Source organism: Massilia sp. X63 (genome assembly GCF_041023745.1).
In the GTDB taxonomy this organism is placed as follows: domain Bacteria; phylum Pseudomonadota; class Gammaproteobacteria; order Burkholderiales; family Burkholderiaceae_D; genus Telluria.
The window spans coordinates 187729-210048 of record NZ_JBFTEF010000008.1 but is presented as its reverse complement, the minus strand read 5'-3'; the positions used below and the strand labels follow the sequence as shown (position 1 = coordinate 210048).

20 protein-coding genes and 1 other RNA gene are annotated in these 22320 nt (G+C 65.1%); 16 read left to right on the top strand and 5 right to left on the bottom strand.

Translation table 11 applies throughout. The features are described 5' to 3' along the window. The first annotated feature begins 138 nt into the window (after positions 1-138). The 5 genes from tssF (at position 139) to AB3347_RS17310 (ending at position 4976) form a co-directional block, all read left to right on the top strand. Positions 139-1983 carry a type VI secretion system baseplate subunit TssF gene (tssF, locus tag AB3347_RS17330; RefSeq protein WP_369093032.1) on the top strand — a complete coding sequence of 615 codons (1845 nt, stop codon included), beginning with the start codon at positions 139-141 and terminating at the stop codon, positions 1981-1983. Between the two features lie 6 nt (positions 1984-1989). Next, a complete protein-coding gene (tssG, locus tag AB3347_RS17325) occupies positions 1990-2967 on the top strand; it encodes a type VI secretion system baseplate subunit TssG (protein ID WP_369093031.1) in 978 nt (325 codons plus the stop codon). 93 nt (positions 2968-3060) lie between these two features. Further along, positions 3061-3672, top strand: a complete 612-nt coding sequence (locus AB3347_RS17320; protein ID WP_369093030.1) for a type 1 glutamine amidotransferase domain-containing protein — start codon at positions 3061-3063, stop codon at positions 3670-3672. Positions 3673-3728: 56 nt separating this feature from the next. After that, complete coding sequence (locus AB3347_RS17315; RefSeq protein ID WP_369093029.1) at positions 3729-4661, top strand: DnaJ C-terminal domain-containing protein; 933 nt, start codon at positions 3729-3731, stop codon at positions 4659-4661. Positions 4662-4664: 3 nt separating this feature from the next. Further along, positions 4665-4976, top strand: coding sequence for a MerR family transcriptional regulator (locus AB3347_RS17310; protein ID WP_369093028.1), 312 nt, complete (start codon positions 4665-4667; stop codon positions 4974-4976). Positions 4977-5121: 145 nt separating this feature from the next. On the opposite strand, the gene ssrA is transcribed toward AB3347_RS17310, so the two are convergent. Then, positions 5122-5480, bottom strand: a transfer-messenger RNA (tmRNA) gene (gene ssrA / locus AB3347_RS17305). A 168-nt stretch (positions 5481-5648) separates the two neighbouring features. Between ssrA and AB3347_RS17300 the strand changes: the two genes are divergently transcribed. After that, a complete protein-coding gene (locus AB3347_RS17300; RefSeq protein ID WP_369093027.1) occupies positions 5649-6506 on the top strand; it encodes a class I SAM-dependent methyltransferase in 858 nt (285 codons plus the stop codon). Between the two features lie 31 nt (positions 6507-6537). On the opposite strand, the gene AB3347_RS17295 is transcribed toward AB3347_RS17300, so the two are convergent. From AB3347_RS17295 to ompA, 4 genes are all read right to left on the bottom strand, one after another. After that, positions 6538-7206, bottom strand: coding sequence for a glycine zipper 2TM domain-containing protein (locus tag AB3347_RS17295; protein ID WP_369093026.1), 669 nt, complete (start codon positions 7204-7206; stop codon positions 6538-6540). Positions 7207-7366: 160 nt separating this feature from the next. After that, positions 7367-8074 (bottom strand): HAD family hydrolase, encoded by a 708-nt coding sequence (locus tag AB3347_RS17290; RefSeq protein WP_369093025.1) that lies wholly within the window; start codon positions 8072-8074, stop codon positions 7367-7369. A 19-nt stretch (positions 8075-8093) separates the two neighbouring features. Continuing rightward, positions 8094-8795 (bottom strand): bifunctional 2-polyprenyl-6-hydroxyphenol methylase/3-demethylubiquinol 3-O-methyltransferase UbiG, encoded by a 702-nt coding sequence (gene ubiG, locus AB3347_RS17285; protein WP_369093024.1) that lies wholly within the window; start codon positions 8793-8795, stop codon positions 8094-8096. A 236-nt stretch (positions 8796-9031) separates the two neighbouring features. Then, positions 9032-9748: an outer membrane protein OmpA gene (gene ompA / locus AB3347_RS17280; RefSeq protein WP_369093023.1), complete on the bottom strand. Its 717-nt coding sequence runs from the start codon at positions 9746-9748 to the stop codon at positions 9032-9034. Positions 9749-10220: 472 nt separating this feature from the next. Between ompA and gyrA the strand changes: the two genes are divergently transcribed. The 10 genes from gyrA to AB3347_RS17230 all read left to right on the top strand — a co-directional run bounded on the left by gyrA (position 10221) and on the right by AB3347_RS17230 (position 22169). Continuing rightward, the gene (gene gyrA, locus AB3347_RS17275) at positions 10221-12836 is read left to right on the top strand and encodes a DNA gyrase subunit A (protein ID WP_369093022.1); all 2616 of its coding nucleotides are present in this window, start codon (positions 10221-10223) and stop codon (positions 12834-12836) included. Positions 12837-12884: 48 nt separating this feature from the next. After that, positions 12885-13433 carry a DUF2059 domain-containing protein gene (locus AB3347_RS17270; protein WP_369093021.1) on the top strand — a complete coding sequence of 183 codons (549 nt, stop codon included), beginning with the start codon at positions 12885-12887 and terminating at the stop codon, positions 13431-13433. 18 nt (positions 13434-13451) lie between these two features. Continuing rightward, complete coding sequence (serC, locus tag AB3347_RS17265; RefSeq protein WP_369093020.1) at positions 13452-14543, top strand: 3-phosphoserine/phosphohydroxythreonine transaminase; 1092 nt, start codon at positions 13452-13454, stop codon at positions 14541-14543. Between the two features lie 162 nt (positions 14544-14705). Beyond that, on the top strand, positions 14706-15776 hold the full coding sequence (gene pheA / locus AB3347_RS17260) for a prephenate dehydratase (RefSeq protein ID WP_369093019.1): 1071 nt from the start codon (positions 14706-14708) through the stop codon (positions 15774-15776). Between the two features lie 31 nt (positions 15777-15807). Continuing rightward, positions 15808-16911 carry a histidinol-phosphate transaminase gene (gene hisC / locus AB3347_RS17255; protein ID WP_369093018.1) on the top strand — a complete coding sequence of 368 codons (1104 nt, stop codon included), beginning with the start codon at positions 15808-15810 and terminating at the stop codon, positions 16909-16911. Continuing rightward, positions 16912-17814: a prephenate dehydrogenase gene (locus AB3347_RS17250; RefSeq protein WP_369093017.1), complete on the top strand. Its 903-nt coding sequence runs from the start codon at positions 16912-16914 to the stop codon at positions 17812-17814. Next, the gene (aroA, locus tag AB3347_RS17245; RefSeq protein ID WP_369093016.1) at positions 17811-19142 is read left to right on the top strand and encodes a 3-phosphoshikimate 1-carboxyvinyltransferase; all 1332 of its coding nucleotides are present in this window, start codon (positions 17811-17813) and stop codon (positions 19140-19142) included. The genes AB3347_RS17250 and aroA overlap by 4 nt, the downstream gene beginning before the upstream one ends. A 39-nt stretch (positions 19143-19181) precedes the next feature. After that, a complete protein-coding gene (gene cmk, locus AB3347_RS17240) occupies positions 19182-19844 on the top strand; it encodes a (d)CMP kinase (RefSeq protein ID WP_369093015.1) in 663 nt (220 codons plus the stop codon). A gap of 282 nt (positions 19845-20126) precedes the next feature. Then, positions 20127-21833, top strand: coding sequence for a 30S ribosomal protein S1 (rpsA, locus tag AB3347_RS17235; RefSeq protein WP_369093014.1), 1707 nt, complete (start codon positions 20127-20129; stop codon positions 21831-21833). A gap of 30 nt (positions 21834-21863) precedes the next feature. Then, positions 21864-22169, top strand: coding sequence for an integration host factor subunit beta (locus tag AB3347_RS17230; RefSeq protein ID WP_027864826.1), 306 nt, complete (start codon positions 21864-21866; stop codon positions 22167-22169). The last annotated feature ends 151 nt before the right edge of the window (positions 22170-22320 follow it).

The following is a 22320-nucleotide window of genomic DNA, read 5'->3' as shown; positions in this document are numbered from 1 at the left end:
GCTTGAACTGAGCAACAAGTTGGCGCCGCCCCGGCGCTGTGAACATGCCAGCGAGCAGCTGCTCATCCGTTCTTGATTGGTCGCAAGGTCTTGCGCGCAAAACTGCACGACCTTTAGATCTTGCGAGAGGAGAACGCCATGGAAGAGCTGTTGCCGTACTACGAGCGTGAACTGGTCTACCTGAACACGGTCGGGCGCGAGCTGGCGCACCAGTATCCCCGCCTGGCGAACGAACTGGGCCTGGGCGCCGAGGGAACCGAAGACCCGCACATCCGGCGCCTGATCCAGGCCTGCGCGCTGCTCAATGCGCGCACCGCACGCAAGCTCGACGATGACTATCCCGAGTTCACCGAAGCCCTGCTGGGCAGTCTTTATCCCTACTTTCTGCAGGGCATTCCGTCCTGCTCGATCGCCCGCATCGACAGCGACGCGGGAGCCCAGGCCGGGGGCAAGCCCGAGCGGGCGGAGACGGTACCGCGCGGCACCGAGATGAGCGCGCTGCACGCCAAGGGCACGGCCTGCCGCTTCCGCACCACCAGTCCCCTGACGCTGGCCCCGGTGGGCGTGGCGCGGGCGCGCTACGAGCCGGTGGTGCATGCGCCGGCCCACGTGCGCCTGCCGGCGCGCGCCACCGGCCAGGTGGCGGTGACGATCGAGAGCGCGGTCCCGGCGCGCCTGCTGCGCCAGCTCGGCATGCCGCGCCTGCGGCTCTACGTCGATGCCGATCCTTTGCTGGCAGCAAGCCTGATCGACATCCTGTTCATGCGCGTCGGCGCCAGCTACCTGGAAATCGGCGACGGCGGACCGTGGCGCCAGCTCGAGCGCATGCCGCTGGCGCTGGGCGGCTTCGGCGACGACGATGCCCTGGTGCCCCTGCGACCGAGCGAACACGGCGCCTACCGGCTGCTGAGCGAATACTTCGCCTTCCCCGACAAGTTCCATTTCATCGACATCGACCTGGGCAAGCTGGGACCGATGCTGCCGGCCGCCGCGCACCGCTTCACCCTGCACCTGATCGTCAATGGCCTGCACGGCGACAGCGGCGCCGCGCGCCTGCTCGGGACCCTGAGCGCGGCGCACCTGGCGCCCGGCTGCACCCCGGTGGTCAACCTGTTCCAGCAGGCCGCCATGCCGGTGCGGATCACCCACCGCAGCGCGATGTACGACGTGCTGCCGGGGCGGCACGAAGAAGACGTGGAGGTCTACAGCATCGACACCGTGAACGTGCTGCGCACGGCGGAGGGCAGGGTGCAGTCGATCGCCTACCGGCCCTACTACGGCCTGCGCCACGGCGAAGGCGGCGAAGGGTGCACACTACGTGAGCGCTACTGGTTCGCGCGCCGCGACGACCGCGGCGTGCACCGCCACCGCATGAAGATCGGCTTCACCGATGCCGGCTTCTCGCTGGCGCCGGACGAGCAGTGCGTGGCCTCGATCGACCTGACCTGCACCAACGGCGCCCATGCGCCCAGCACCGGCTTCGGCGCGCCGGGCGGCGACCTCAGCAGCGAAACCGCGACCGGCGGCCTGCCGATCCGCCTGCTGCGCCGGCCGACCCCGCCGCACCGCTTCCCGTCCTCCGGCGGCGCGCACTGGCGGCTGGTGGCCCAGCTCGCGCTCAACCACCGCTCGCTGGGCGACCTCGACGCCTTCCGCGAGGTGCTGAGCTTGTACGACGTGTCGCGCTCGGCGGCGACGCAGCGCCAGATCGCCGGCATCGCGGCCATGGAAACCCTGCCGTCGACAGCCTGGATGCGCACCCGGATCGGCGCCACGCTGGTGCACGGCACCGAAGTCCGCATGACGGTGGACGAGGAAGCCTTCGCGGGCAGCAGCCTGTACGTGTTTGCGGAAGTGGTGAACCGCTTCTTCGGCCTGTACGTGCACATCAACAGCTTCACGCGCCTGGTGGTGCGCTCGGCGCAGACCGACCGCGAGCTGCTGCGCTGCGAGCCGCGCAACGGCAACCTGACGCTGGTGTGATCGCGCGTGATCACCGAGCTCCTCGCCGAACCCTGGCGCTACGAACTGTTCCAGGCCATCCGCCTGCTGTCGCGCTGGCTGCGCCGCTACGGCCTGTCGCCCGAGACCGCGATCCGCTTCGAGAACAGCCTGTCGCTGGCCTTCCCGGCCAGCGATATCGAGGCGCTGCGGATGGAGCAGGGCGCCGAGGCCCAGGCGGGCAGCGGCGAGATCCGCCTGCGCGTGCGCACCGCGGTGATGGGCCTGCTGGGCGTGAACGGCGCGCTGCCGCAGCATTACACCGAGCGCATCGCGGCCTGGGAGCATGCCACCCGCGACGAAGGCCCGCGCGCCTTCTACGACGCGTTCTCGAGCCGCCAGGTGGCGCTGTTCTACCTTGCCTGGCGCAAGTACCGGGTGCGCGGCGGATCGGACGAGCACCACCGCGACCGCTTCCTGGCCCAGCTGGCGGCGCTCGGCGGCATCGCCGGCCAAGGCCAGCTCGATGCCGGCCTGGCCTTCGAGAGCCTGGCCTATTTCGCCGCCCAGCTGCGCAGCCGGGTCGTGTCCGCCAGCCTGATCGCGGGCGTGCTCGGCGAGTACCTGCAGGTACCGGTCGCGGTGGAGCAGTTCGCCGGCCGCTGGGACCCGCTCGGCAAGGCCGACCGCAGCCGGTTGGGCGAAAATAACTGCGACGTCGGGCTGGGCGCCACCCTGGGCGAGCGCCTGCTGCGGCCCGAACTCGGCATCCGGATCCGGGTAGGGCCCGTGTCCTCCACCCAGTTCGAGCGCTTCCTGCCGGGCGCGAGCGGCGCCCGGGCCCTGGCGGCCTTGCTGGAACGCTTCGCGATCGAAGTGCCTTACCGCGAGCTGCAGGTGGTGCTGCGCGGCGACGAGGTCGACGGCGCCAGCCTGGACGGCACGATGCGGCTCGGCCTGGACGGTTTCCTGTGCACGCGCCCGGACCGGCGCGACCGCGACGACGTCTGCTACCTGCTGGACTGATCCCGGATCATCCGCGCGACGCCTGCCATGTGGACGTCCTACAATCGACCCGACCAGCGGATCAACCGGACAGGAGGGCATATGGAAAATATTGTGAATGCAGGCGATCACCTGGACCTGGTGAGCGAGCAGGACCTGGTCGGCCGGCGCGTTGCGGTCCTGATGACCGACGGCGTCGAACAGGTCGAGTACACCGAACCGCGCAAGTTCCTCGAACAGAAGGGCGTGCGCGTGACCCTGGTGTCGCCCAAGGACGCGGGCGAGGAAGTGCAGGGCAAGAACCACGACCAGCAGGGCGACCGCTTCAAGGTGGAACTGAGCCTGGCGCAGGCCCGGGAAGCCGACTTCGACGCCTTGCTGCTGCCGGGCGGCGAAGAAAATCCGAAGAAGCTGCGCCAGATCCCCGAAGCGATCGCCTTCATCAAGGCCTTCGACGAGGCCGACAAGCCGATCGCCGCGATCTGCCATGGACCGTGGCCGCTGATCGATGCGGGTATTGCCGAATCGAAGCACCTGACCAGCTATCCGGCGATCCAGGACGACCTGAAGGCGGCGGGGGCGGAATGGACGGACGATGAAGTCGTCGTCGACGGCAAGCTGATCACGAGTCGCAAGCCGGACGATATTCCGGCGTTCAACGAGGCGCTGATGAAGGAGTTGATGGTGATGCAGCAGGCCGGGATGGATCCGGGGCCGACGTCGTAGGGTGCTGTTTGGTCAGGTAGCCGCTTACGACGACGAAAACCTTTGCGGAGGTGCGCGTGGAGTACAAGGACTATTACAAGACGCTGGGGCTGGAAAAAAACGCGTCTCCCGAAGAGATCAAGAAGGCCTACCGCAAGCTCGTGCGCCAGTACCACCCGGACCTCAGCAAGCACGAGAACGCGACCGAAAAAACCAAGGAAATCAACGAAGCCTACGGCGTGCTGGGCGACGCCGAGAAGCGTGCGGCCTACGACGACCTGGGCCGCCGCGGCCAGCAAACGCGGGAAGGATTCCGGCCGCCGCCGGACTGGGCCTCGCAGTACGACTTTTCCGGCGCCGGCACCGAAGACGTCTTTGCCGACCTGTTTGCGCACATGGGGCGCCGTGGACGCGCGGGCGCCGGCCCGGGCGCGGGCTTTCAGATGCGCGGCGAAGACATCCACGCTGCGATCACGATCGACCTGCCCGACGCCTACACCGGTGCGACGCGCAACATCGGCCTGCGCGTGCCGGTGCAGCACGCGCAAGGCCATGTGGCGATGCAGGAAAAAACCCTGAGCGTGAACATTCCGAAGGGCGTCACGCCCGGCCAGCAGTTGCGGCTGGGAGGCCAGGGCCAGCCCGGGATCGGGGGTGGCCCGGCGGGCGACCTGTACCTGGAAATCCAGTACAGGGAAGACCCGCGTTACCGGGTGGACGGCGCGAACGTGTACCAGACCGTGCCGGTGACGCCATGGGAAGCGGCGCTGGGCGCGAGGATATCGGTGCCGACACCGTCGGGGACGGTCGAAGTTGCGGTCCCCGCAGGCTCGCAGGCCGGGCGCAAACTACGCTTGAAGGGGCGCGGGATCCCGGCCGCCACGCCGGGCGACCTGTACCTGATCCTCGAGGTGGCGCTGCCCCCGGCCAATTCTCCACGCGCAAAAGAGTTGTACGAACAGATGGCGCGCGAGATGTCCTTCAATCCGCGTAACAACATGGGAGCGTGAACGATGCAACAGCCACAAATCCTGACCGGCGTGCTGCTGGACGAAGTGGCCCTGAGCCTGGAGGAACTGGCACAGGCGGCGAACGTGGAACCGGAGTGGGTGCTGCGCCATGTGCAGGCCGGCGTGCTCGGCGGCGAGGCGGCGGTGCAGGTGACGAGCCTGCGTTTCGGCAGCAGCGACCTGAACCGCGTGCGGCGCCTGCTCAGCATCGAGCGCGACTTCGAAGCCAACGAGCATATCGCGGCACTGGTGATCGACCTGAGCGACGAGGTGCGGCGACTGCGCACCAGGATGCGGGTGCTGGGTCTGGAATAGGGCCTGTGGCCCGGTGCCACCTGTACGGCCAACAAGGCCGAGGCCGCGTGCCAGCCTGGGCCGCCTGCAAGCTCGGGCGACAAGCCGGCAAGCGCGGGCAGAAAAGAAAAAGCCGCTGACGAATCAGCGGCTTTTTGGAAGAGGTTGGTGGAGGCGGCGGGAATCGAACCCGCGTCCGCAAGCACTCTACAGACAGTTCTACATACTTAGCACTATCAATTAATTTAACCTGGACAACGGAGATGTGCACCCTTTGGACAGGCGAGTCACCTATTATTTAGCAGTCGACCAAGTGACCCGGCCTACTGCGAGCCCCTGTAAATGAGTCCACGAACCTTGCGGCACACCCCAGGGGCGAGGTGTTGTGGACCTAGCAGCAATTAAGCTGCGAGTGCGTACGAGTTATCGTTTGCAGTTATTGATTTCTGGATGTATTTACGAGGTAACCAGTCCTCGGTATGCCCTGCGCTGCTTTGCAACCCACGTCGAAACCAGGTCGCCCCCAACGAAAGAAGCTTCATTGTACTCCAATTTGCAGGTCGGTGCAGCTTCACAGCTTGGGAACCGCTTCATGTCAAGCCGGTCCAAAAAGATATGCTCATTGCATGATAAAACTGCAATATGATGAGCCGCTTACGCCGTCCGCATCAAGTCTTTTGACAAGGAAATGGAATGGTTTGCATCGTCTGCGGTAATACTCAAACGGCCGGGATCGCTTCGTGGCATGCGACCTGTCCGGCCTGCCATTACGAAAGCGCGGCGCTGTCGGTCGCGATCAACCGGCACACCGGGCCCGCGGTCAACGAAGCGGAGCGCGAGGCCGGCCTGAAGGCCCTGCGGCTGGAAAATTTCCGCGCCATCGTGCAGTACGCCAAGCGGCATGTCCGGCCGGGGGCGCGCAGCCTGCTCGACGTGGGCAGCGCCCACGGCTGGTTCCTGGAAACGGCGCGCGCCGATTTCGACGTGCTCGGTGTCGAGCCGGATGCGGTCGTCGGTTCGCGCGCTGCCGCGCGCGGCCTGCCGGTGCGGGCCGGCTTCTTTCCCGACGTGCTGCGCGAGGGCGAGCGCTTCGACGTCATCGTCTTCAACGACGTCATCGAACACATTCCCGACATCCGCAGCGCGCTGGATGCCTGCCGAGAGCGCCTGAATCCTAAAGGAATCCTGATCCTCAACCTGCCGAACAGCCGCGGCTTCTTCTATCGCCTGTCGAAAGTCATCGCCCGCCTGGGCTGGCGCACGCCCTTCGAGCGGCTGTGGCAGAAAGACCTGCCGTCGCCGCACGTGCATTACTTCAGCACCGGCAACCTGGCGCAGCTGGTGGCGGGGCGCGGCTTCGACCTGGTCGACAGCGCCGAGCTGCCGGCCCTGCGCGCCAAGGGCCTGCGCGAGCGCCTGAGCTGCGCGGGCAATGTGTCGCCACTGTCGCTATGGGTGCAGTACGTCGCCATCATGTGCGCCATCCCGGTGCTGCGCGTCTTCCCGAGCGACATCATCGTCTGCGTCTTCCGAAAAAAAACCGCAGGCTGAAGGCCTGCGGTTTTCGATGAAGCTGTGAAGCTTAGCGGTTGCGGTTGGCGATCTCGTTGCCGAGCATGCCGCCGCCGATGATGCCGGCCACGGTGGCGAGTTTCTTGCCGTTGCCGCCGCCGATCTGGTTGCCGATCAGGCCGCCGATCACGGCGCCGGTGCCGATGCCGACATAGTTCGGCTGGGCCGGTGCCGGGGCAGGCGCCGGCTGCGGGTAGTAGCGCGGCTCGCTCGGCTTGGCGTGTACCACGCGGGTTTTCTCGACCACCTTGACCACCGGCTTTTCACGGATCACTTCCTTGACCACGACGCGCTCCGGAGCCGGTGCGGGCTGGACGGCCGGCTGGGCGTAGGCGACCGGCATGGCCATTTGCGGCGCCGGACCGGCTGCCAGCTGGGTGGCCAGTTGCGGCGTCACCGGGGTGGCCGACAAGGGCAAGGCAGCGACTTGACCCTGGACTGCGGCGGCCGGCACCATCACGACCTGGCCCTGGGCGGTAGTCACGGGCACCATGCCCGGCTGCTGTTGTGCGCCATACGGTGCGGCGGCTGCGAGCTGGGCGGACGGGGCGCTCGGCGCGCTGTTCGAGTTCGGCAGCAGGCCGGTGATCGCGGCGGCGCCGGTCAGGCTGACAAGCACCACCGACACGGCGGCAGCGGCCATCAGGGGATGAATGCGGTTGAGGCGGGTGGTTTCCATGTTCTGCTCCGTAAGTGACGTGTTGTTGTCGTATGGGAGTAGATTACCGGCGAGCACGGTACAGAACTAGACGGAAGCCTGTATCAATCGTAAGGACTTGTAAGTGTGTAAGTGGCCGGCACTCCGGCGGGCAAATCTGCCCGCCTGGAGGGGATGTGGCTCAGGCAGCCGCCGCGGTCGCGCGTGCGCTTTCGACCACGGTGCGCAGGGTCTGCAGCAGGTCGGTCGGGGTGTCGAGCAGGTAGTCGGCGCCCCAGGTCGAGGGTTCGATGGCGCCGCAGTAGCCCCAGTTGCAGGCCACCGTCACCATGCCGGCGGCGTGGCCGGCTTCGACGTCGCGCTTGTCGTCGCCCACGTACCAGCAATGGGTCGGGTCCACGCCCAGGCGGCGCGCGCCTTCCAGCAGCGGGGCCGGGTGGGGCTTGGAGAAGCCGGTGGTGTCGCCCGACACCACGCAGCCCGCATGCGACAGGCCGATCTGCGGAATCAGGGGATCGGTGAAGCGCGCCGGCTTGTTGGTGACGATGCCCCAGGCCATGCCGGCCTGCTCGATGCCCACCAGCAGTTCGGTGACGCCGCCGAACAGCGAGCTGTGCACCGCCATGGTTTCCTGGTAGCGGTCGAACCACTGCAAGCGCAGTTCCTCGTAACCCTCGTCGCCCGGCGCCAGGCCGAAGGCGGCGCCGATCATGCCGCGCGCACCGGCGGAGGCGGTGGGGCGCAGCACCGAATACGGGGTCGGCGGCAGGCCGCGCTCGGTACGCAGCCAGTTGACGGCGGCCGCGAGGTCGGGCGCGGTGTCGGCCAGGGTGCCATCGAGGTCGAACAGGATGGCACGCGGTGCCGGCAGGACGGTCGGGAGGATCATGGGAAAAGAAGGACGAGGGTCAGAGCGGCTTGCTGCACGCCACCATGTAGTTCACATCGGTGTCGTTGTTGAGCGAGTAAATCTTGGTCAGCGGATTGTAAGTCAGGCCTTTCAGGCCGTCGACTTGTAATCCAGCAAGACGCGCGAATTGCGACAGTTCGGCCGGCGTGATGAACTTGGCGTAGTCGTGGGTGCCGCGCGGCAGCATGCGCAGGACGTATTCGGCGCCGATGACGGCGAACAGGTAGGACTTCGGGTTGCGGTTGAGCGTGGAGAAGAACACGTGGCCGCCCGGTTTCACCAGGGTGGCGGCGGCCTGCACGATCGAGGCCGGGTCCGGCACGTGCTCGAGCATCTCCATGCAGGTGACCACGTCGAACTGGCCGGGCTCTTCGGCGGCCATCTCTTCGGCCGAGACGTGCTTGTAGCGCACCTCCACGCCCGATTCCAGGCTGTGCAGGTCGGCCACTTTCAGCGCCTTCTTGGACAGGTCGATGCCGGTCACCTTGGCGCCCTTGCGCGCCATGGCTTCGGACAGCACGCCGCCGCCGCAGCCGATGTCGATCACCTTCTTGCCCAGCAGCGGCGCGCGGGCGTTGATCCACTCGAGGCGCAGCGGGTTGATTTCGTGCAGCGGACGGAATTCGGAAGTCGGGTCCCACCAGCGGTGGGCCAGCTCGCTGAATTTCTGGATTTCTAATGGGTCTGCGTTCGTATTCATACTCGGGATAATACTGGAAATGGTGATGTTCACGGAGTGCCGCACGGAAAATATGTACGGGCTTGCGAGCGAACCCGGGTTCCGGCCTGCGCCGGAAGTCGTCGGCCCCGGTGGGGCGTACGACGGTCCACGCGCTCGCAGTAAACGCAATCGACGTCATCCCGGCGAGGCCGGGATCCAACGGCGAAAACGAAAAAAACCCCGCCGCAGCGGGGTTTCGTTCAGCAATCTCGCGATTACTTGTTGACGGTGCGGGTACCGACGACTTCGATTTCGACGCGGCGGTTCTTGGCGCGGCCGCTTGACGTCTTGTTGTCGGCTTCAGGCTGCTTCTCGCCCTTGCCTTCGGTGTAGATGCGGTTTTCTTCCACGCCCTTGCCCTTCAGGTAAGCCTTGACGGCTTCGGCGCGGCGGACCGACAGTTTCTGGTTGTAGGCATCGGTGCCGATCGAGTCGGTATGGCCGACGGCGATGATGACTTCCAGGTTCATGTCGCCGAGCTTCGACACCAGCTCGTCCAGCGATGCCTTGCCGGCCGGCTTCAGGACGGCCTTGTCGAAATCGAAGAACGCGTCAGCCGAGTAGGAGACTTTTTCGGAGGTCGGGACCGGGGCCGGAGCAGGGGTCGGGGCAGGTGCCGGAGCAGGCGCCGGCTCGACCACCGGCGGCGGTGGCGGGGCGACGCACTTGCCATTTTCCAGCTTCTCTGGCGCCACGCACAGCGGCGCGTCGCAGCCCGGGACCGCGTCGGCCGGGGTCCAGTAACCGGTGCGCCAGCACAGGCCGAAAGGATTGCGGGCGATCACGCCGCGGCTGTCCTGCACATAGGCGCTGTATGGCGTACGGGCCTGGATGTCGGTGGTCAGCGGCGCATACGGCGCATCGCTCTGGGCAAAAGCGTTGCCCGCGATCGCAGCCGAAGCAGCGAGCATGAGGGTTGCCAGTTTATTCATGTTCTTTTTTCCTTTCGGGTAGATACCATGCGAAACGGAACGGGGCTTTGTGGTCAAGAGATTAACACGCGGCCCAGGGCTATCAGTTTCGCATTGTGAAACAATCAATTATTTTCCTGTCCATTTTGCCACATGCACCAGAATCGCACGACTGCACCTAAATCAAACATTGTTGATTCTATCTCTACGTTGTTTTGTTGCAACATTGGGGCAAGCGAACTCGGCCGACATCGACAATGCTGGAACTGTCCGCCCCGGAAAACGGTTTTGTGCTGTCGCTAAGTGGCCCATGGTAGAATCATCCGTTGCAGTCAAGGGAAGCTCGGAAAACCTGCTGCGCGTTGCCCCGTCGGTTTGCGATGCTCGCTGTACATCTCGTACAGCTGCGCTTCTCAGCCGACGCTGCGGCCGCTCGCGACGGTTTTTCGAGGTCCCTCTATAACCATTAGCCTGAAAGCAGTCGACCCGCCCAATGGATCAATTCGCAAAAGAAACAGTTCCCATTTCCCTCGAAGAAGAAATGCGCAAGAGCTACCTCGATTACGCGATGAGCGTGATCGTGGGCCGTGCTCTGCCGGACGTGCGGGACGGTCTGAAGCCGGTGCACCGCCGCGTGCTGTACTCGATGCACGAAAGTAATACGACCCACAGCCGCCCCTACGTGAAGTGCGCGCGCGTGGTCGGCGACACCATGGGTAAGTACCACCCGCACGGCGACTCGTCGATCTACGACACCCTGGTGCGCATGGCGCAGGACTTCTCGCTGCGCTACACCCTGGTGGACGGGCAGGGCAACTTCGGCTCGATCGACGGCGACTCGGCCGCGGCAATGCGTTATACCGAGTGCCGCCTGGACCGCATCTCGAGCGAACTGCTGGCCGACATCGACAAGGACACGGTCGACTACCAGCCGAACTACGACGGCAAGGAAAAGGAACCGACCGTCCTGCCGACCCGTATTCCGAACCTCCTGATCAACGGTTCGTCCGGCATCGCGGTGGGCATGGCCACCAACATTCCGCCGCACAACCTGTCGGAAGTCATCAACGGCGCCCAGCACCTGCTGAAGAACCCGGACTGCACGATCGACGAACTGATCGAGCTGATCCCGGCGCCGGACTTCCCGACCGCCGGCATCATCTATGGCGTCTCGGGCGTGCGCGACGGTTATCGCACCGGCCGCGGCCGCGTGGTGATGCGCGCCAAGACCCACTTCGAGGAATACGGCAAGGACGGCGGCCGCGTCGCGATCATCATCGACGAACTGCCCTACCAGGTAAATAAGAAGTCGCTGCTCGAGCGGATCGCCGAGAACGTGCGCGACAAGAAACTCGAAGGCATCAGCGACATCCGCGACGAGTCCGACAAGTCGGGCATGCGCGTGGTCATCGAACTGAAGCGTGGCGAAGTGCCGGAAGTGGTGCTGAACAACCTGTACAAGCAGACCCAGCTGCAGGACACCTTCGGCATGAACATGGTGGCGCTGGTCAACGGCCAGCCGAAGCTGCTGAACCTCAAGCAGATGCTCGAGTGCTTCCTGTCGCACCGCCGCGAAGTGGTCACCCGCCGCACCGTGTTCGAGCTGCGCAAGGCGCGCGAGCGCGGCCACATGCTGGAAGGCCTGGCCGTTGCGCTGGCCAACATCGACGACTTCATCGCGATCATCAAGGCCGCGCCGACGCCGCCGATCGCCAAGGTCGAGCTGATGCAGCGCGCCTGGGATTCGTCCCTGGTGCGCGAAATGCTGAACCGCACCGAGATGGGGGCGTCCGGCGGCATCGAGGCCTTCCGTCCGGAGCACCTGCCGAAGCACTACGGCATGCAGCAGGACGGCCTGTACAAGCTGTCCGACGAGCAGGCCCAGGAAATCCTGCAGATGCGCCTGCAGCGCCTGACCGGCCTGGAGCAGGACAAGATCATCAACGAGTACAAGGAAGTGATGGACCACATCGCCGACCTGCTCGACATCCTGGCCAAGCCGGAACGCGTCACGACCATCATCAGCGACGAGATGGCGCAGATCAAGTCGGACTACACCGAGAACGGCAAGGATCAGCGCCGCTCGGCCATCGAACACAATGCCAGCGACCTGGAAACCGAAGACCTGATCACCCCGCAGGACATGGTGGTCACGCTGTCGCACACGGGCTACATGAAGTCGCAGCCGATCGGTGAATACCGCGCCCAGAAGCGCGGCGGCCGCGGCAAGCAGGCGATGGCGACCAAGGACGAGGACTGGATCGACCAGCTGTTCATCGCCAATACCCACGACTACATGCTGTGCTTCTCGAACCGCGGCCGGATGTACTGGCTGAAGGTGTGGGAAGTGCCGCAGGGCTCGCGCAACTCGCGCGGCAAGCCGATCGTCAACATGTTCCCGCTGCAGGACGGCGAGAAGATCACCGTGATCCTGCCGCTGTCGGGCGAGAACCGGACCTTCCCGGAAGACCACTACGTGTTCATGGCGACCTCGCTGGGCACCGTCAAGAAGACCCCGCTGAAGGACTTCAGCAACCCGCGCAAGGCCGGCATCATCGCGGTCGACCTCGACGATGGCGACGTGCTGGTGGGCGCCGCACTGACCGACGGCCAGCACGACGTGATGCTGTTCTCGGATGGCGGCAAGGCGGTGCGCTTCGACGAGAACGACGTGCGTCCGATGGGCCGTACCGCGCGCGGCGTGCGCGGCATGAACCTGGAAGAGGGCCAGCAGGTCATCGCCCTGCTGGTGGCCGAGAACGAGCAGCAGTCGGTGCTCACGGCCACCGAGAACGGCTTCGGCAAGCGTACCCCGATCACGGAGTACACCCGCCATGGCCGCGGCACCAAGGGCATGATCGCGATCCAGACCACCGAGCGGAACGGCAAGGTGGTGGCCGCGACCCTGGTCGACGCCACCGACGAGATCATGCTGATCACGACCGGCGGCGTGCTGATCCGCACCCGGGTGGCCGAGATCCGCGAGATGGGCCGCGCGACCCAGGGCGTGACCCTGATCGCGGTGGAGGACGGCACCAAGCTGTCCGGCCTGCAGCGCATCGTCGAGACCGACCTGGAAGAGGTCGAGCTCGAACAGGCGCCGCAATAACGTACTGGACGGGCCGCCTTCGCGCGGCCCGTTTTTCTGGAAGACCGCATGAAGAAGTTCGTCCTCGCCCTGAGCGCTGCTGCTGCTGTCGCAGCCTTTCCATCGTTTGCCCTGGCCGCGCCAGGCGCGGACCCGCAGGCGACCGCCGCCGTCAACGCCATGTTCGACGCGATGGAAATGCGCAAGAACATGGCTGCCATGTATGCGCAAATGCGGCAAGCCATGCCTGCCATGATGCGCCAGCAACTGGTCGGCGTGATCCAGGCCGACCCCAAGCTCGACGCGCAGCAGAAGCAGGAAGCGGTCGCGAAGGTCGAGCAGTCGCTGCCGCGCATCTCCCAGTCGATCGGCAACCTCCTCGACGATCCGACCCTGATCGATGCAATGATCGATGAAATGGTGCCGCTGTACGCCAACCACTATACCGTGGCCGAAATCAGGCAGCTCACCGCTTTCTACCAGAGCCCGGTGGGCCGCAAGATGATGGCGATATCGCCGACACTGGCGGCCGAAGGCATGGCGATCGGCCAGCGGGTGATGATGCCGCGTGTGGGCAAGCTGATGCAGGACATGGCGCAGGAAGTGCAAAAACCGTAACAGCGCAGAAAGGACCGCATGACGACCCAGGTATTCAATTTTTCGGCCGGCCCGGCCGTCCTCCCGAAAGAAGTGCTGCAGCAGGCCGCCAGCGAAATGCTCGACTGGCACGGCAGCGGCATGTCGGTCATGGAGATGAGCCACCGCGGTCCGGAATTCATCTCCATCTACAAGCAGGCCGAAGCCGACCTGCGCGAACTGCTGGCGGTGCCGCCGAACTACAAGATCCTGTTCATGCAGGGCGGGGGACTCGGCCAGAACGCCATCATCCCGATGAACCTGGTGGGCTGCTGCCCGCAGCCGGCGACGATCGACTTCGTGCATACCGGTTCGTGGTCAGGCAAGTCGATCAAGGAAGCCAAGCGCTACGCCAACGTCAACATCGCCGCCAGCAGCGAAGCGAGCGGCTTCACGGCGGTGCCGGCGCAGGAAACCTGGCGCCTGACCTCGCACGCGGCCTACCTGCACATCTGCACCAACGAAACCATCGACGGCGTCGAATACAACTTCGTGCCCGATTCGCTGCCCAAGGTGCCGATCGTGGCCGACATGTCCTCGCACATCCTGTCGCGGGTGATCGACGTGTCGAAATACGGCCTGATCTTCGCCGGCGCGCAGAAGAACATCGGCCCGGCCGGCCTGACCCTGGTGATCGTGCGCGACGACCTGCTGGAAGACGCACTGCCGATCTGCCCCTCGGCCTTTCACTTCAAGACCGTGGCCGAGCATGAATCCATGTTCAACACGCCGCCGACCTACGCGATCTACATCGCCGGGCTGGTGTTCGCCCACCTCAAGAAGCAGGGCGGGATCGCGGCGATGGAACAGCGTAATATCGAAAAAGCGCGCCTGCTGTACGCGGCGCTGGACGCCGACGACTTCTACCAGAACCGCGTCGCTCCCGCATACCGTTCGCGCATGAACGTACCGTTCTTCCTGCGCGACGAATCCCTGAACGACAAATTCCTGGCCGGCGCGAAGGCGCGCGGGCTGCTGCAACTGAAGGGCCACAAGTCCGTCGGCGGCATGCGCGCATCGATCTACAACGCGATGCCGCTCGAGGGTGTGCAGGCCCTCGTCGATTATTTGAACGAATTCGCGGGCCGGTAAATCAAAGGTACCCGATGTTCGTAGGGTGGACGGCTCTCGTGTTCCGGTCCACTGGACCGGAACACCCCACGCGGTGAGACGCGACTCGTGTAAATTGTTCACGGTCCGTTGGACGCGTGGGCGGGAAACCCGCCCGCCCTACGGAAATAATACGAGCTAACGATGAACGACAAACTTCTCCCCCTGCGCGAGCAGATCGACGCGATCGACGCGCAAATCCTCGACCTCCTGAGCCGGCGCGGCCAGATTGCCCAGGAAGTCGGCCACGTCAAGGCCGAAACCAACGCCCCGGTGTTCCGCCCCGAACGCGAAGCGCAGGTGCTGCGCGGCGTCGCCGAGCGCAACCCCGGTCCGCTGAAGGACCGCGACGTCCAGACCATCTTCCGCGAGATCATGTCGTCCTGCCGGGCGCTGGAAAAGCGCGTGACGGTGGCCTATCTGGGCCCGTCCGGCACCTTCAGCGAGCAGGCCGTGTACCAGCAGTTCGGCAGCGCCATCGAGACGCTGCCCTGCGTCTCGATCGACGAGGTGTTCCGCGCCACCGAGGCCGGCACCGCCGACTTCGGCGTGGTCCCGGTCGAGAACTCGTCCGAAGGCGCGATCAACCGCACCCTCGACCTGATGCTGGCCACCACCACCGTGATCAGCGGCGAGATCTCGATCCCGGTCCATCACAGCCTGATGACGAAAACCGGCAGCATGGACGGCGTGACCGTCGTGTGCGCGCATTCGCAGGCGCTGGCCCAGTGCCAGGTCTGGCTCAACCTGCACCATTCCGGCATCGAACGCCGCGCGGTGGCCTCGAATGCCGAGGCGGCGATCATGGCCAGCCGGGACCCGAGCGTGGCGGCGATCGCCAGCGAGATGGCGGGCGAGCAGTACCAGCTCGGCGTGGTGCAGGCCCACATCCAGGACGACCCGCACAACCGCACCCGTTTCGCCGTGATCGGCAGCCTCGAAACCGGCCCGTCCGGCCGCGACCACACCTCGATCGTGCTGGCCGTGCCGAACAAGGCCGGCGCCGTCTACAGCCTGCTGGCGCCGCTGGCGAAGCACGGCGTGTCGATGACCCGTTTCGAGTCGCGCCCGGCGCGCATCGGCACCTGGGAGTACTACTTCTACGTCGACATCGAGGGCCACGTCAGCGATGCCGCCGTCGCCCGCGCCCTCGAGGAGCTGAAGGACAACGCCGCATTCTTCAAGGTGCTGGGTTCCTATCCCCAGAGCCTCTGACTTCAATCTTTTCAAACTTTCGAGAATCCCCATGTCGCAATTCGGTCCAGATTACGTCCGCGCCATCGCCCCTTACCAGGCCGGCAAACCCATCGCTGAAGTCGCCCGTGAGTTCGGCCTCGACGAAGCCAAGATCGTCAAGCTCGCCTCCAATGAAAACCCGTTCGGCGTGCCCGAATCGAGCCGCGCCGCGATGGCGCAGGCTGCCGCCGACCTTGGCCGTTACCCGGACGCCAACGGCTTCGAACTAAAGGCCGCCCTGTCCGCACGCTACGACGTGCCGGCCGAGTGGATCACCCTGGGCAACGGCAGCAACGACATCCTGGAAATCGCCGCGCACGCCTTCGTGCAGAAGGGCGAGTCGGTCGTGTATGCGCAGTACTCGTTCGCCGTGTACGCGCTGGCCACCCAGGGCGTGGGCGGCCGCGCGATCGTGGTCCCGGCCAAGGATTACGGTCACGACCTCGACGCGATGGCCGCTGCCATCGAGGCGGACACCCGCCTGGTCTTTGTCGCCAATCCGAACAACCCGACCGGCACCTTCATCCCGGCCGATGAAATCGAAGCCTTCCTGCAAAAAGTGCCGAGCAACGTGGTCGTGGTGCTGGACGAGGCCTACAACGAATACCTGGCGCCCGAGCACCAGTTCGAATCGAGCCAGTGGGTGCGCAAGTACCCGAACCTGATCGTCTCGCGCACCTTCTCCAAGGCCTACGGCCTGGCCGGCCTGCGCGTGGGCTTCGCCATCGCCCAGCCGGCGGTGACCGACCTGATGAACCGCATCCGCCAGCCCTTCAACGTCAATTCGCTGGCCCAGGCCGCCGCCATCGCCGCGCTCAACGACAAGGAATTCCTGGCGAAGGGCGCACAGAACAACACCGAGGGCTACCGGCAGCTGACCGCCGCCTTCGACGAACTGGGCCTGCAGTACGTGCCTTCGTTCGGCAACTTCGTGCTGGTGAAGGTGGGCGAGGACGACCAGGCCGGCGCGCGCGTCAACCTGGCGCTGCTCAAGCAGGGCGTGATCGTGCGCCCGGTCGGCAACTACGGCCTGCCCCAGTGGCTGCGCATCTCGATCGGCCTGCCGGAAGAGAATGCCGCCTTCATCGCGGCGCTGAAAAAGGTCATCGGCTGAATGATTGACCGCCTCGTCGTCGTCGGCGTCGGCCTGATCGGCGGCTCCTTCGCGCTGGCCCTGAAACAGGCCGGCGCCGTACGCACCGTCGCGGGCCTGGGCCGTGAGCCGCAAGCGATGGCGCGCGCGCTCGAACTGGGCATCGTCGACGAAGTCTGCGCCAGCCCGGCGCAGGCCATGCGCGGCGCCGACATGGTGCTGCTGGCGGCGCCGGTCGGGCAGACCGGGACCATCCTCGCCGCGCTGCTGCCGCACCTGGAGCCGCACACCGTCATCACCGACGCCGGCAGCACCAAGTGCGACGTGGTGGCGGCGGCGCGCGCGGCCCTGGGCGGGCGCGTGCGCCAGTTCGTGCCGGGCCACCCGATCGCCGGCAGCGAGTCGAACGGACCGGACGCCGCCCGCGCCGAGCTCTATCGCGGCAAGAAGACCGTGCTCACGCCGCTGCCGGAGAATGAACCCGGCATGGTGGAGCAGGTGGCCAACGCCTGGCGCCACTGCGGTTCGCTGATCCATCGCCTGAGTCCCGAGGACCACGACCGCGTGTTCGCCGCCGTCAGCCACCTGCCGCACCTGCTGGCCTACGCGCTGGTCGACGACATCGCCGCCAAGCCGCATGCCGGCATGCTGTTCCAGTATGCCGCCAGCGGATTCCGCGACTTCACCCGGATTGCCGGCTCCTCGCCCGAAATGTGGCGCGACATCTGCCTGGCCAACCGGGAGGCCCTGCTCACCGAGCTGGATGCATATCTGGCACAATTGACTACATTGCGGGCGCAGCTCGCCGCCGCCGATGGACGCGGCCTCGAAACCGTCTTCGCCAACGCGCAGCGCGCGAGGCAGGCATGGATCGAGGCGATCGAAGCCGGCTCGCCGCCCCCGCAACACCAGGATACCGAATGACCCAGTCCAAACACTACCCCCAGCACATCGACCTCGAGCCCGTGATCCACGTGGAAGGATCGGTGCGCCTGCCGGGCTCCAAGAGCATCTCGAACCGCACGCTGCTGCTGGCGGCGCTGTCCGAGGGCACGACCACGATCCACGACCTGCTGGCCTCGGACGACACCATGGTGATGCTGGGCGCGCTGCGCTCGCTCGGCATCAAGTGGGACGAAGTCGACGAGCGCACCGTGGTCGTGCATGGCAACGGCGGCGTGCTGCCGGTCCACGAGGCCGACCTGTTCATGGGCAATGCCGGCACCGCGATCCGCCCGCTGACGGCGGCGCTGGCCGTGATCGGCGGCGACTACACCTTGCACGGCGTCTCGCGCATGCACGAGCGCCCGATCGGCGACCTGGTCGATGCGCTGAACGAAGTCGGCGCCCAGATCGAGTACACCGGCGAGCAGGGCTTCCCCCCGCTGCGCATCCGCCGCGGCCATATCACGGCCAACCGCATCGCCGTGCGCGGCAACGTGTCGAGCCAGTTCCTGACCGCGCTCCTGATGGCGGCGCCCTTGATGGCGACTAGCCACGCGGTATCGATCGACGTGGTCGGCGAGCTGATTTCCAAGCCCTACATCGAGATCACCCTGAACCTGATGCGCCGCTTCGGCGTCACCGTCGAGCAGAACGGCTGGGCCTCGTTCACCGTGCATCCGGGCCAGCGCTACACGTCGCCGGGCAGCATCCACGTGGAAGGCGATGCCTCGTCGGCTTCCTACTTCCTGGCCGCCGGCGCGATCGCCGGCGGCCCGGTGCGGGTGGAAGGTGTGGGCGAGAACAGCATCCAGGGCGACGTGCGCTTCGCCGACGCGCTCGAGCGCATGGGCGCCATCGTGACGCGCGGCGAGAACTGGATCGAGGCCCGTTCGAACGGCGTCCTGAAGGCCATCGACGCCGACTTCAACCACATCCCCGATGCCGCAATGACCATTGCCGTGGCCGCGCTGTACGCGGACGGTCCGAGCACGCTGCGCAACATCGCCAGCTGGCGCGTGAAGGAAACCGACCGCCTGGCCGCGATGGCGCATGAACTGCGCAAGGTGGGAGCCGAGGTGGAGGAGGGGCCGGACTACATCCGCATCACCCCGCCGGAGCAGCTCAAGCCTGCCACCATCGACACCTACGACGACCACCGGATGGCGATGTGCTTCTCGCTGGCGTCGCTCGACGGCGCGGCGCGCAGGGGCAATGCGATGCGCATCAACGATCCGAAATGCGTCGCCAAGACCTTCCCCGAGTACTTCGAGGCCTTCGCGGGCATCGCGAAGAACGAGCTGTTTTAACAAGAGGACAAGGCGGCTGCGCCGCCGACAACAAACCCTATGCCGAATAACCCTATTCCCGTCATCGCCATCGACGGCCCGACCGCCTCCGGCAAGGGCACCGTCGCCGCCAAGGTCGCCGAGCGCCTGGGCTTTCACCTGCTCGACTCGGGCGCCCTGTACCGTCTCACGGCGCTGCAGGCGATTCGCCGCGGCCTCGCGCTGCGCGACGAACACGGCATCGCCAAGCTGGCCGAGCACCTGCCGGCTCGCTTCGTCGGCGGCGACATCTTCCTGAACAACGAGAACGTCACGGCGGCGATCCGGGCGGAAGAAGTTGGCAACATGGCATCGAAGATCGCTGCGCTGCCGACCGTGCGCCAGGCCCTGTATGCCCTGCAACTGGGCTTTCGCGAGACCCCCGGCCTGGTGGCCGACGGGCGCGATATGGGCACGGTGATCTTTCCCGGCGCGAAATTAAAAGTGTTCTTGACAGCAAGCGTGGAGGCGCGTGCGCAACGCCGGTATAAGCAATTGATTGACAAAGGATTTTCTGCTAATATGGACGATCTGCTGAAGGATTTGACCGAGCGAGACGAGCGCGACACCAAGCGCGCCATCGCGCCGCTGGTCCCGGCAGCGGATGCGCATCGGCTCGATACCTCGAACATGACGGCTGTGGAAGCGGTCGAACAGGTGTTGGCGTGGTATGCGCAGAAGTGAGTTGGTCTAGTTTTTTGCGAATTGTCTTCATTGCCATTGGCAGTGAGGACTTTCCGCGCAGGCAGGGACTGGGCGTTGTGCAACATCGTCGGCTTGAGTCATCGCCAGATGGCTGCGCTGCGAAACCCGTGTTTCCGTCTTCGCGGTGGTGACGATCTCAGGATCGTCATCCTTGTAGGGTGCCTGCGGCGGCAATTCCGCCATCGCAGGTGTGTTTCAACCTAACCCCAGTTCAGTCCGCACTATCGCCGGCCTGCTGGGCTAACTCGAGTAATAACCTTTATGTCTACTGCAACCAATCAAGATACCGGCATGGAAAGCTTCGCCGCCCTTTTCGAAGAATCGCTGTCGCGTCAAGACATGCGTTCGGGCGAAGTCATCTCGGCTGAAGTCGTGCGCCTGGATCACAACTTCGTGATCGTCAACGCCGGCCTGAAGTCGGAAGCCTTCATTCCGGTCGAAGAATTCAAGAATGACCAGGGCGAACTGGAAGTCCAGATCGGCGACTTCGTTTCCGTGGCCATCGAATCGCTGGAAAACGGTTTCGGCGATACCATCCTGTCGCGCGACAAGGCCAAGCGCCTGGCATCGTGGCTGGCTCTGGAAAAAGCAATGGAATCGGGCGAGATCGTCACCGGTACCGTCAACGGTAAAGTCAAGGGCGGCCTGACCGTCCTGACCAACGGCATCCGCGCATTCCTGCCGGGTTCGCTGGTCGACACCCGTCCGGTCAAGGACACCACCCCGTTCGAAGGCAAGACCCTGGAATTCAAGGTCATCAAGCTGGACCGCAAGCGTAACAACGTCGTCCTGTCGCGTCGCGCCGTCATCGAAGCTTCGATGGGCGAAGAGCGCGCCAAGCTGATGGAAACCCTGAAAGAAGGCACCGTGGTCACCGGCGTCGTCAAGAACATCACCGACTACGGTGCGTTCGTCGACCTGGGCGGCATCGACGGCCTGCTGCACATCACCGACCTGGCATGGCGTCGCGTGCGTCACCCGTCGGAAGTGCTGTCGGTTGGCCAGGAAATCACCGCCAAGGTCCTCAAGTACGACCAGGAAAAGAACCGCGTCTCGCTGGGCGTCAAGCAGCTGGGCGACGATCCGTGGACCGGTCTGTCGCGTCGCTACCCGCAGGGCACCCGTCTGTTCGGCAAGGTCACCAACCTGACCGACTACGGCGCGTTCGTGGAAGTCGAGCAGGGCATCGAAGGCCTGGTGCACGTCTCGGAAATGGACTGGACCAACAAGAACGTGGCTCCGAACAAGGTTGTCCAGCTGGGCGACGAAGTCGAAGTCATGGTCCTGGAAATCGACGAAGAGCGTCGTCGTATCTCGCTGGGCATGAAGCAGTGCAAGGCGAATCCGTGGGACGACTTCGGCATGACCCACAAGAAGGGCGACAAGGTCAAGGGTTCGATCAAGTCGATCACCGACTTCGGCGTGTTCATCGGCCTGCCGGGCAACATCGACGGCCTGGTGCACCTGTCGGACCTGTCGTGGACCGAGCCGGGCGAAGAGGCCGTGCGCCGCTTCAAGAAGGGCGACGAGCTGGAAGCCGTCGTGCTGGCGATCGACGTCGAGCGCGAGCGTGTCTCGCTGGGCGTCAAGCAGCTGGAAGGCGACCCGTTCAACAACTTCGCTTCGCTGAACGACAAGGGCACCCTGGTCACCGGCACCGTCAAGTCGGTTGAGCCGAAAGGCGCCGTGATCGCCCTGAACGAAGAAGTCGAAGGCTACCTGCGCGCTTCGGAAATCTCGCGTGACCGCGTGGAAGACGCCGGCACCCACCTGAAAGTGGGCGACAAGGTCGAAGCCCTGGTCATCAACATCGATCGCAAGGCTCGCAGCATCCAGCTGTCGATCAAGGCGAAAGACAATGTCGAGACCCAGGAAGCAATGAGCAAGCTGGCTGCCGACAACAGCGCCGCTTCGGGCACCACCAGCCTGGGCGCACTGCTGAAGGCCAAGTTCGATAACAAGAACTAAGCAAGGCTTAATCCCGACTGGAGCGACCAGATGACCAAGTCCGAGCTGATCAACCGCCTGGCTGAGCGTTATTCTCAGCTGGTGGCGAAAGATGCCGAGTTTGCCGTCAAGACCATCCTCGATGCGATGACCAACGCCCTGGCGACCGGCCAGCGTATCGAGATCCGCGGTTTCGGCAGCTTCGCGCTGAACAGCCGGCCACCCCGCATCGGCCGCAACCCGAAGTCCGGCGACAAGGTGATGGTGCCCGAAAAACGGGTGCCGCACTTCAAGCCGGGCAAGCAGTTGCGCGAGCGGGTGGACGCGATGGTCGGGCAACCGATCATCGAGGATTGAAGTCTTCCTGAAGTCGTCTGCGAACCGGCAGACAAGAACGGCGTCCCCTCGGGGATGCCGTTTTTTTTCGCCATGTTGGCCCCATTACGGCGGCAGCGCCACCTCGGCTTTTGAAATATCATGTTGGATATGCGACACTTCGCCTTTGTGC

Excerpts from the sequence above, each read along its gene's own strand:
- AB3347_RS17290 (WP_369093025.1), bottom strand. The coding sequence starts at position 8,074 with ATGATCCTCCCGACCGTCCTGCCGGCACCGCGTGCCATCCTGTTCGAC.
- aroA (WP_369093016.1), top strand. The coding sequence starts at position 17,811 with ATGACCCAGTCCAAACACTACCCCCAGCACATCGACCTCGAGCCCGTG.
- AB3347_RS17270 (WP_369093021.1), top strand. The coding sequence starts at position 12,885 with ATGAAGAAGTTCGTCCTCGCCCTGAGCGCTGCTGCTGCTGTCGCAGCC.
- AB3347_RS17300 (WP_369093027.1), top strand. The coding sequence starts at position 5,649 with ATGGTTTGCATCGTCTGCGGTAATACTCAAACGGCCGGGATCGCTTCG.
- AB3347_RS17295 (WP_369093026.1), bottom strand. The coding sequence starts at position 7,206 with ATGGAAACCACCCGCCTCAACCGCATTCATCCCCTGATGGCCGCTGCC.
- AB3347_RS17250 (WP_369093017.1), top strand. The coding sequence starts at position 16,912 with ATGATTGACCGCCTCGTCGTCGTCGGCGTCGGCCTGATCGGCGGCTCC.
- tssF (WP_369093032.1), top strand. The coding sequence starts at position 139 with ATGGAAGAGCTGTTGCCGTACTACGAGCGTGAACTGGTCTACCTGAAC.
- ubiG (WP_369093024.1), bottom strand. The coding sequence starts at position 8,795 with ATGAATACGAACGCAGACCCATTAGAAATCCAGAAATTCAGCGAGCTG.
- gyrA (WP_369093022.1), top strand. The coding sequence starts at position 10,221 with ATGGATCAATTCGCAAAAGAAACAGTTCCCATTTCCCTCGAAGAAGAA.
- AB3347_RS17230 (WP_027864826.1), top strand. The coding sequence starts at position 21,864 with ATGACCAAGTCCGAGCTGATCAACCGCCTGGCTGAGCGTTATTCTCAG.
- rpsA (WP_369093014.1), top strand. The coding sequence starts at position 20,127 with ATGTCTACTGCAACCAATCAAGATACCGGCATGGAAAGCTTCGCCGCC.
- serC (WP_369093020.1), top strand. The coding sequence starts at position 13,452 with ATGACGACCCAGGTATTCAATTTTTCGGCCGGCCCGGCCGTCCTCCCG.
- cmk (WP_369093015.1), top strand. The coding sequence starts at position 19,182 with ATGCCGAATAACCCTATTCCCGTCATCGCCATCGACGGCCCGACCGCC.
- hisC (WP_369093018.1), top strand. The coding sequence starts at position 15,808 with ATGTCGCAATTCGGTCCAGATTACGTCCGCGCCATCGCCCCTTACCAG.
- AB3347_RS17310 (WP_369093028.1), top strand. The coding sequence starts at position 4,665 with ATGCAACAGCCACAAATCCTGACCGGCGTGCTGCTGGACGAAGTGGCC.
- ompA (WP_369093023.1), bottom strand. The coding sequence starts at position 9,748 with ATGAATAAACTGGCAACCCTCATGCTCGCTGCTTCGGCTGCGATCGCG.
- pheA (WP_369093019.1), top strand. The coding sequence starts at position 14,706 with ATGAACGACAAACTTCTCCCCCTGCGCGAGCAGATCGACGCGATCGAC.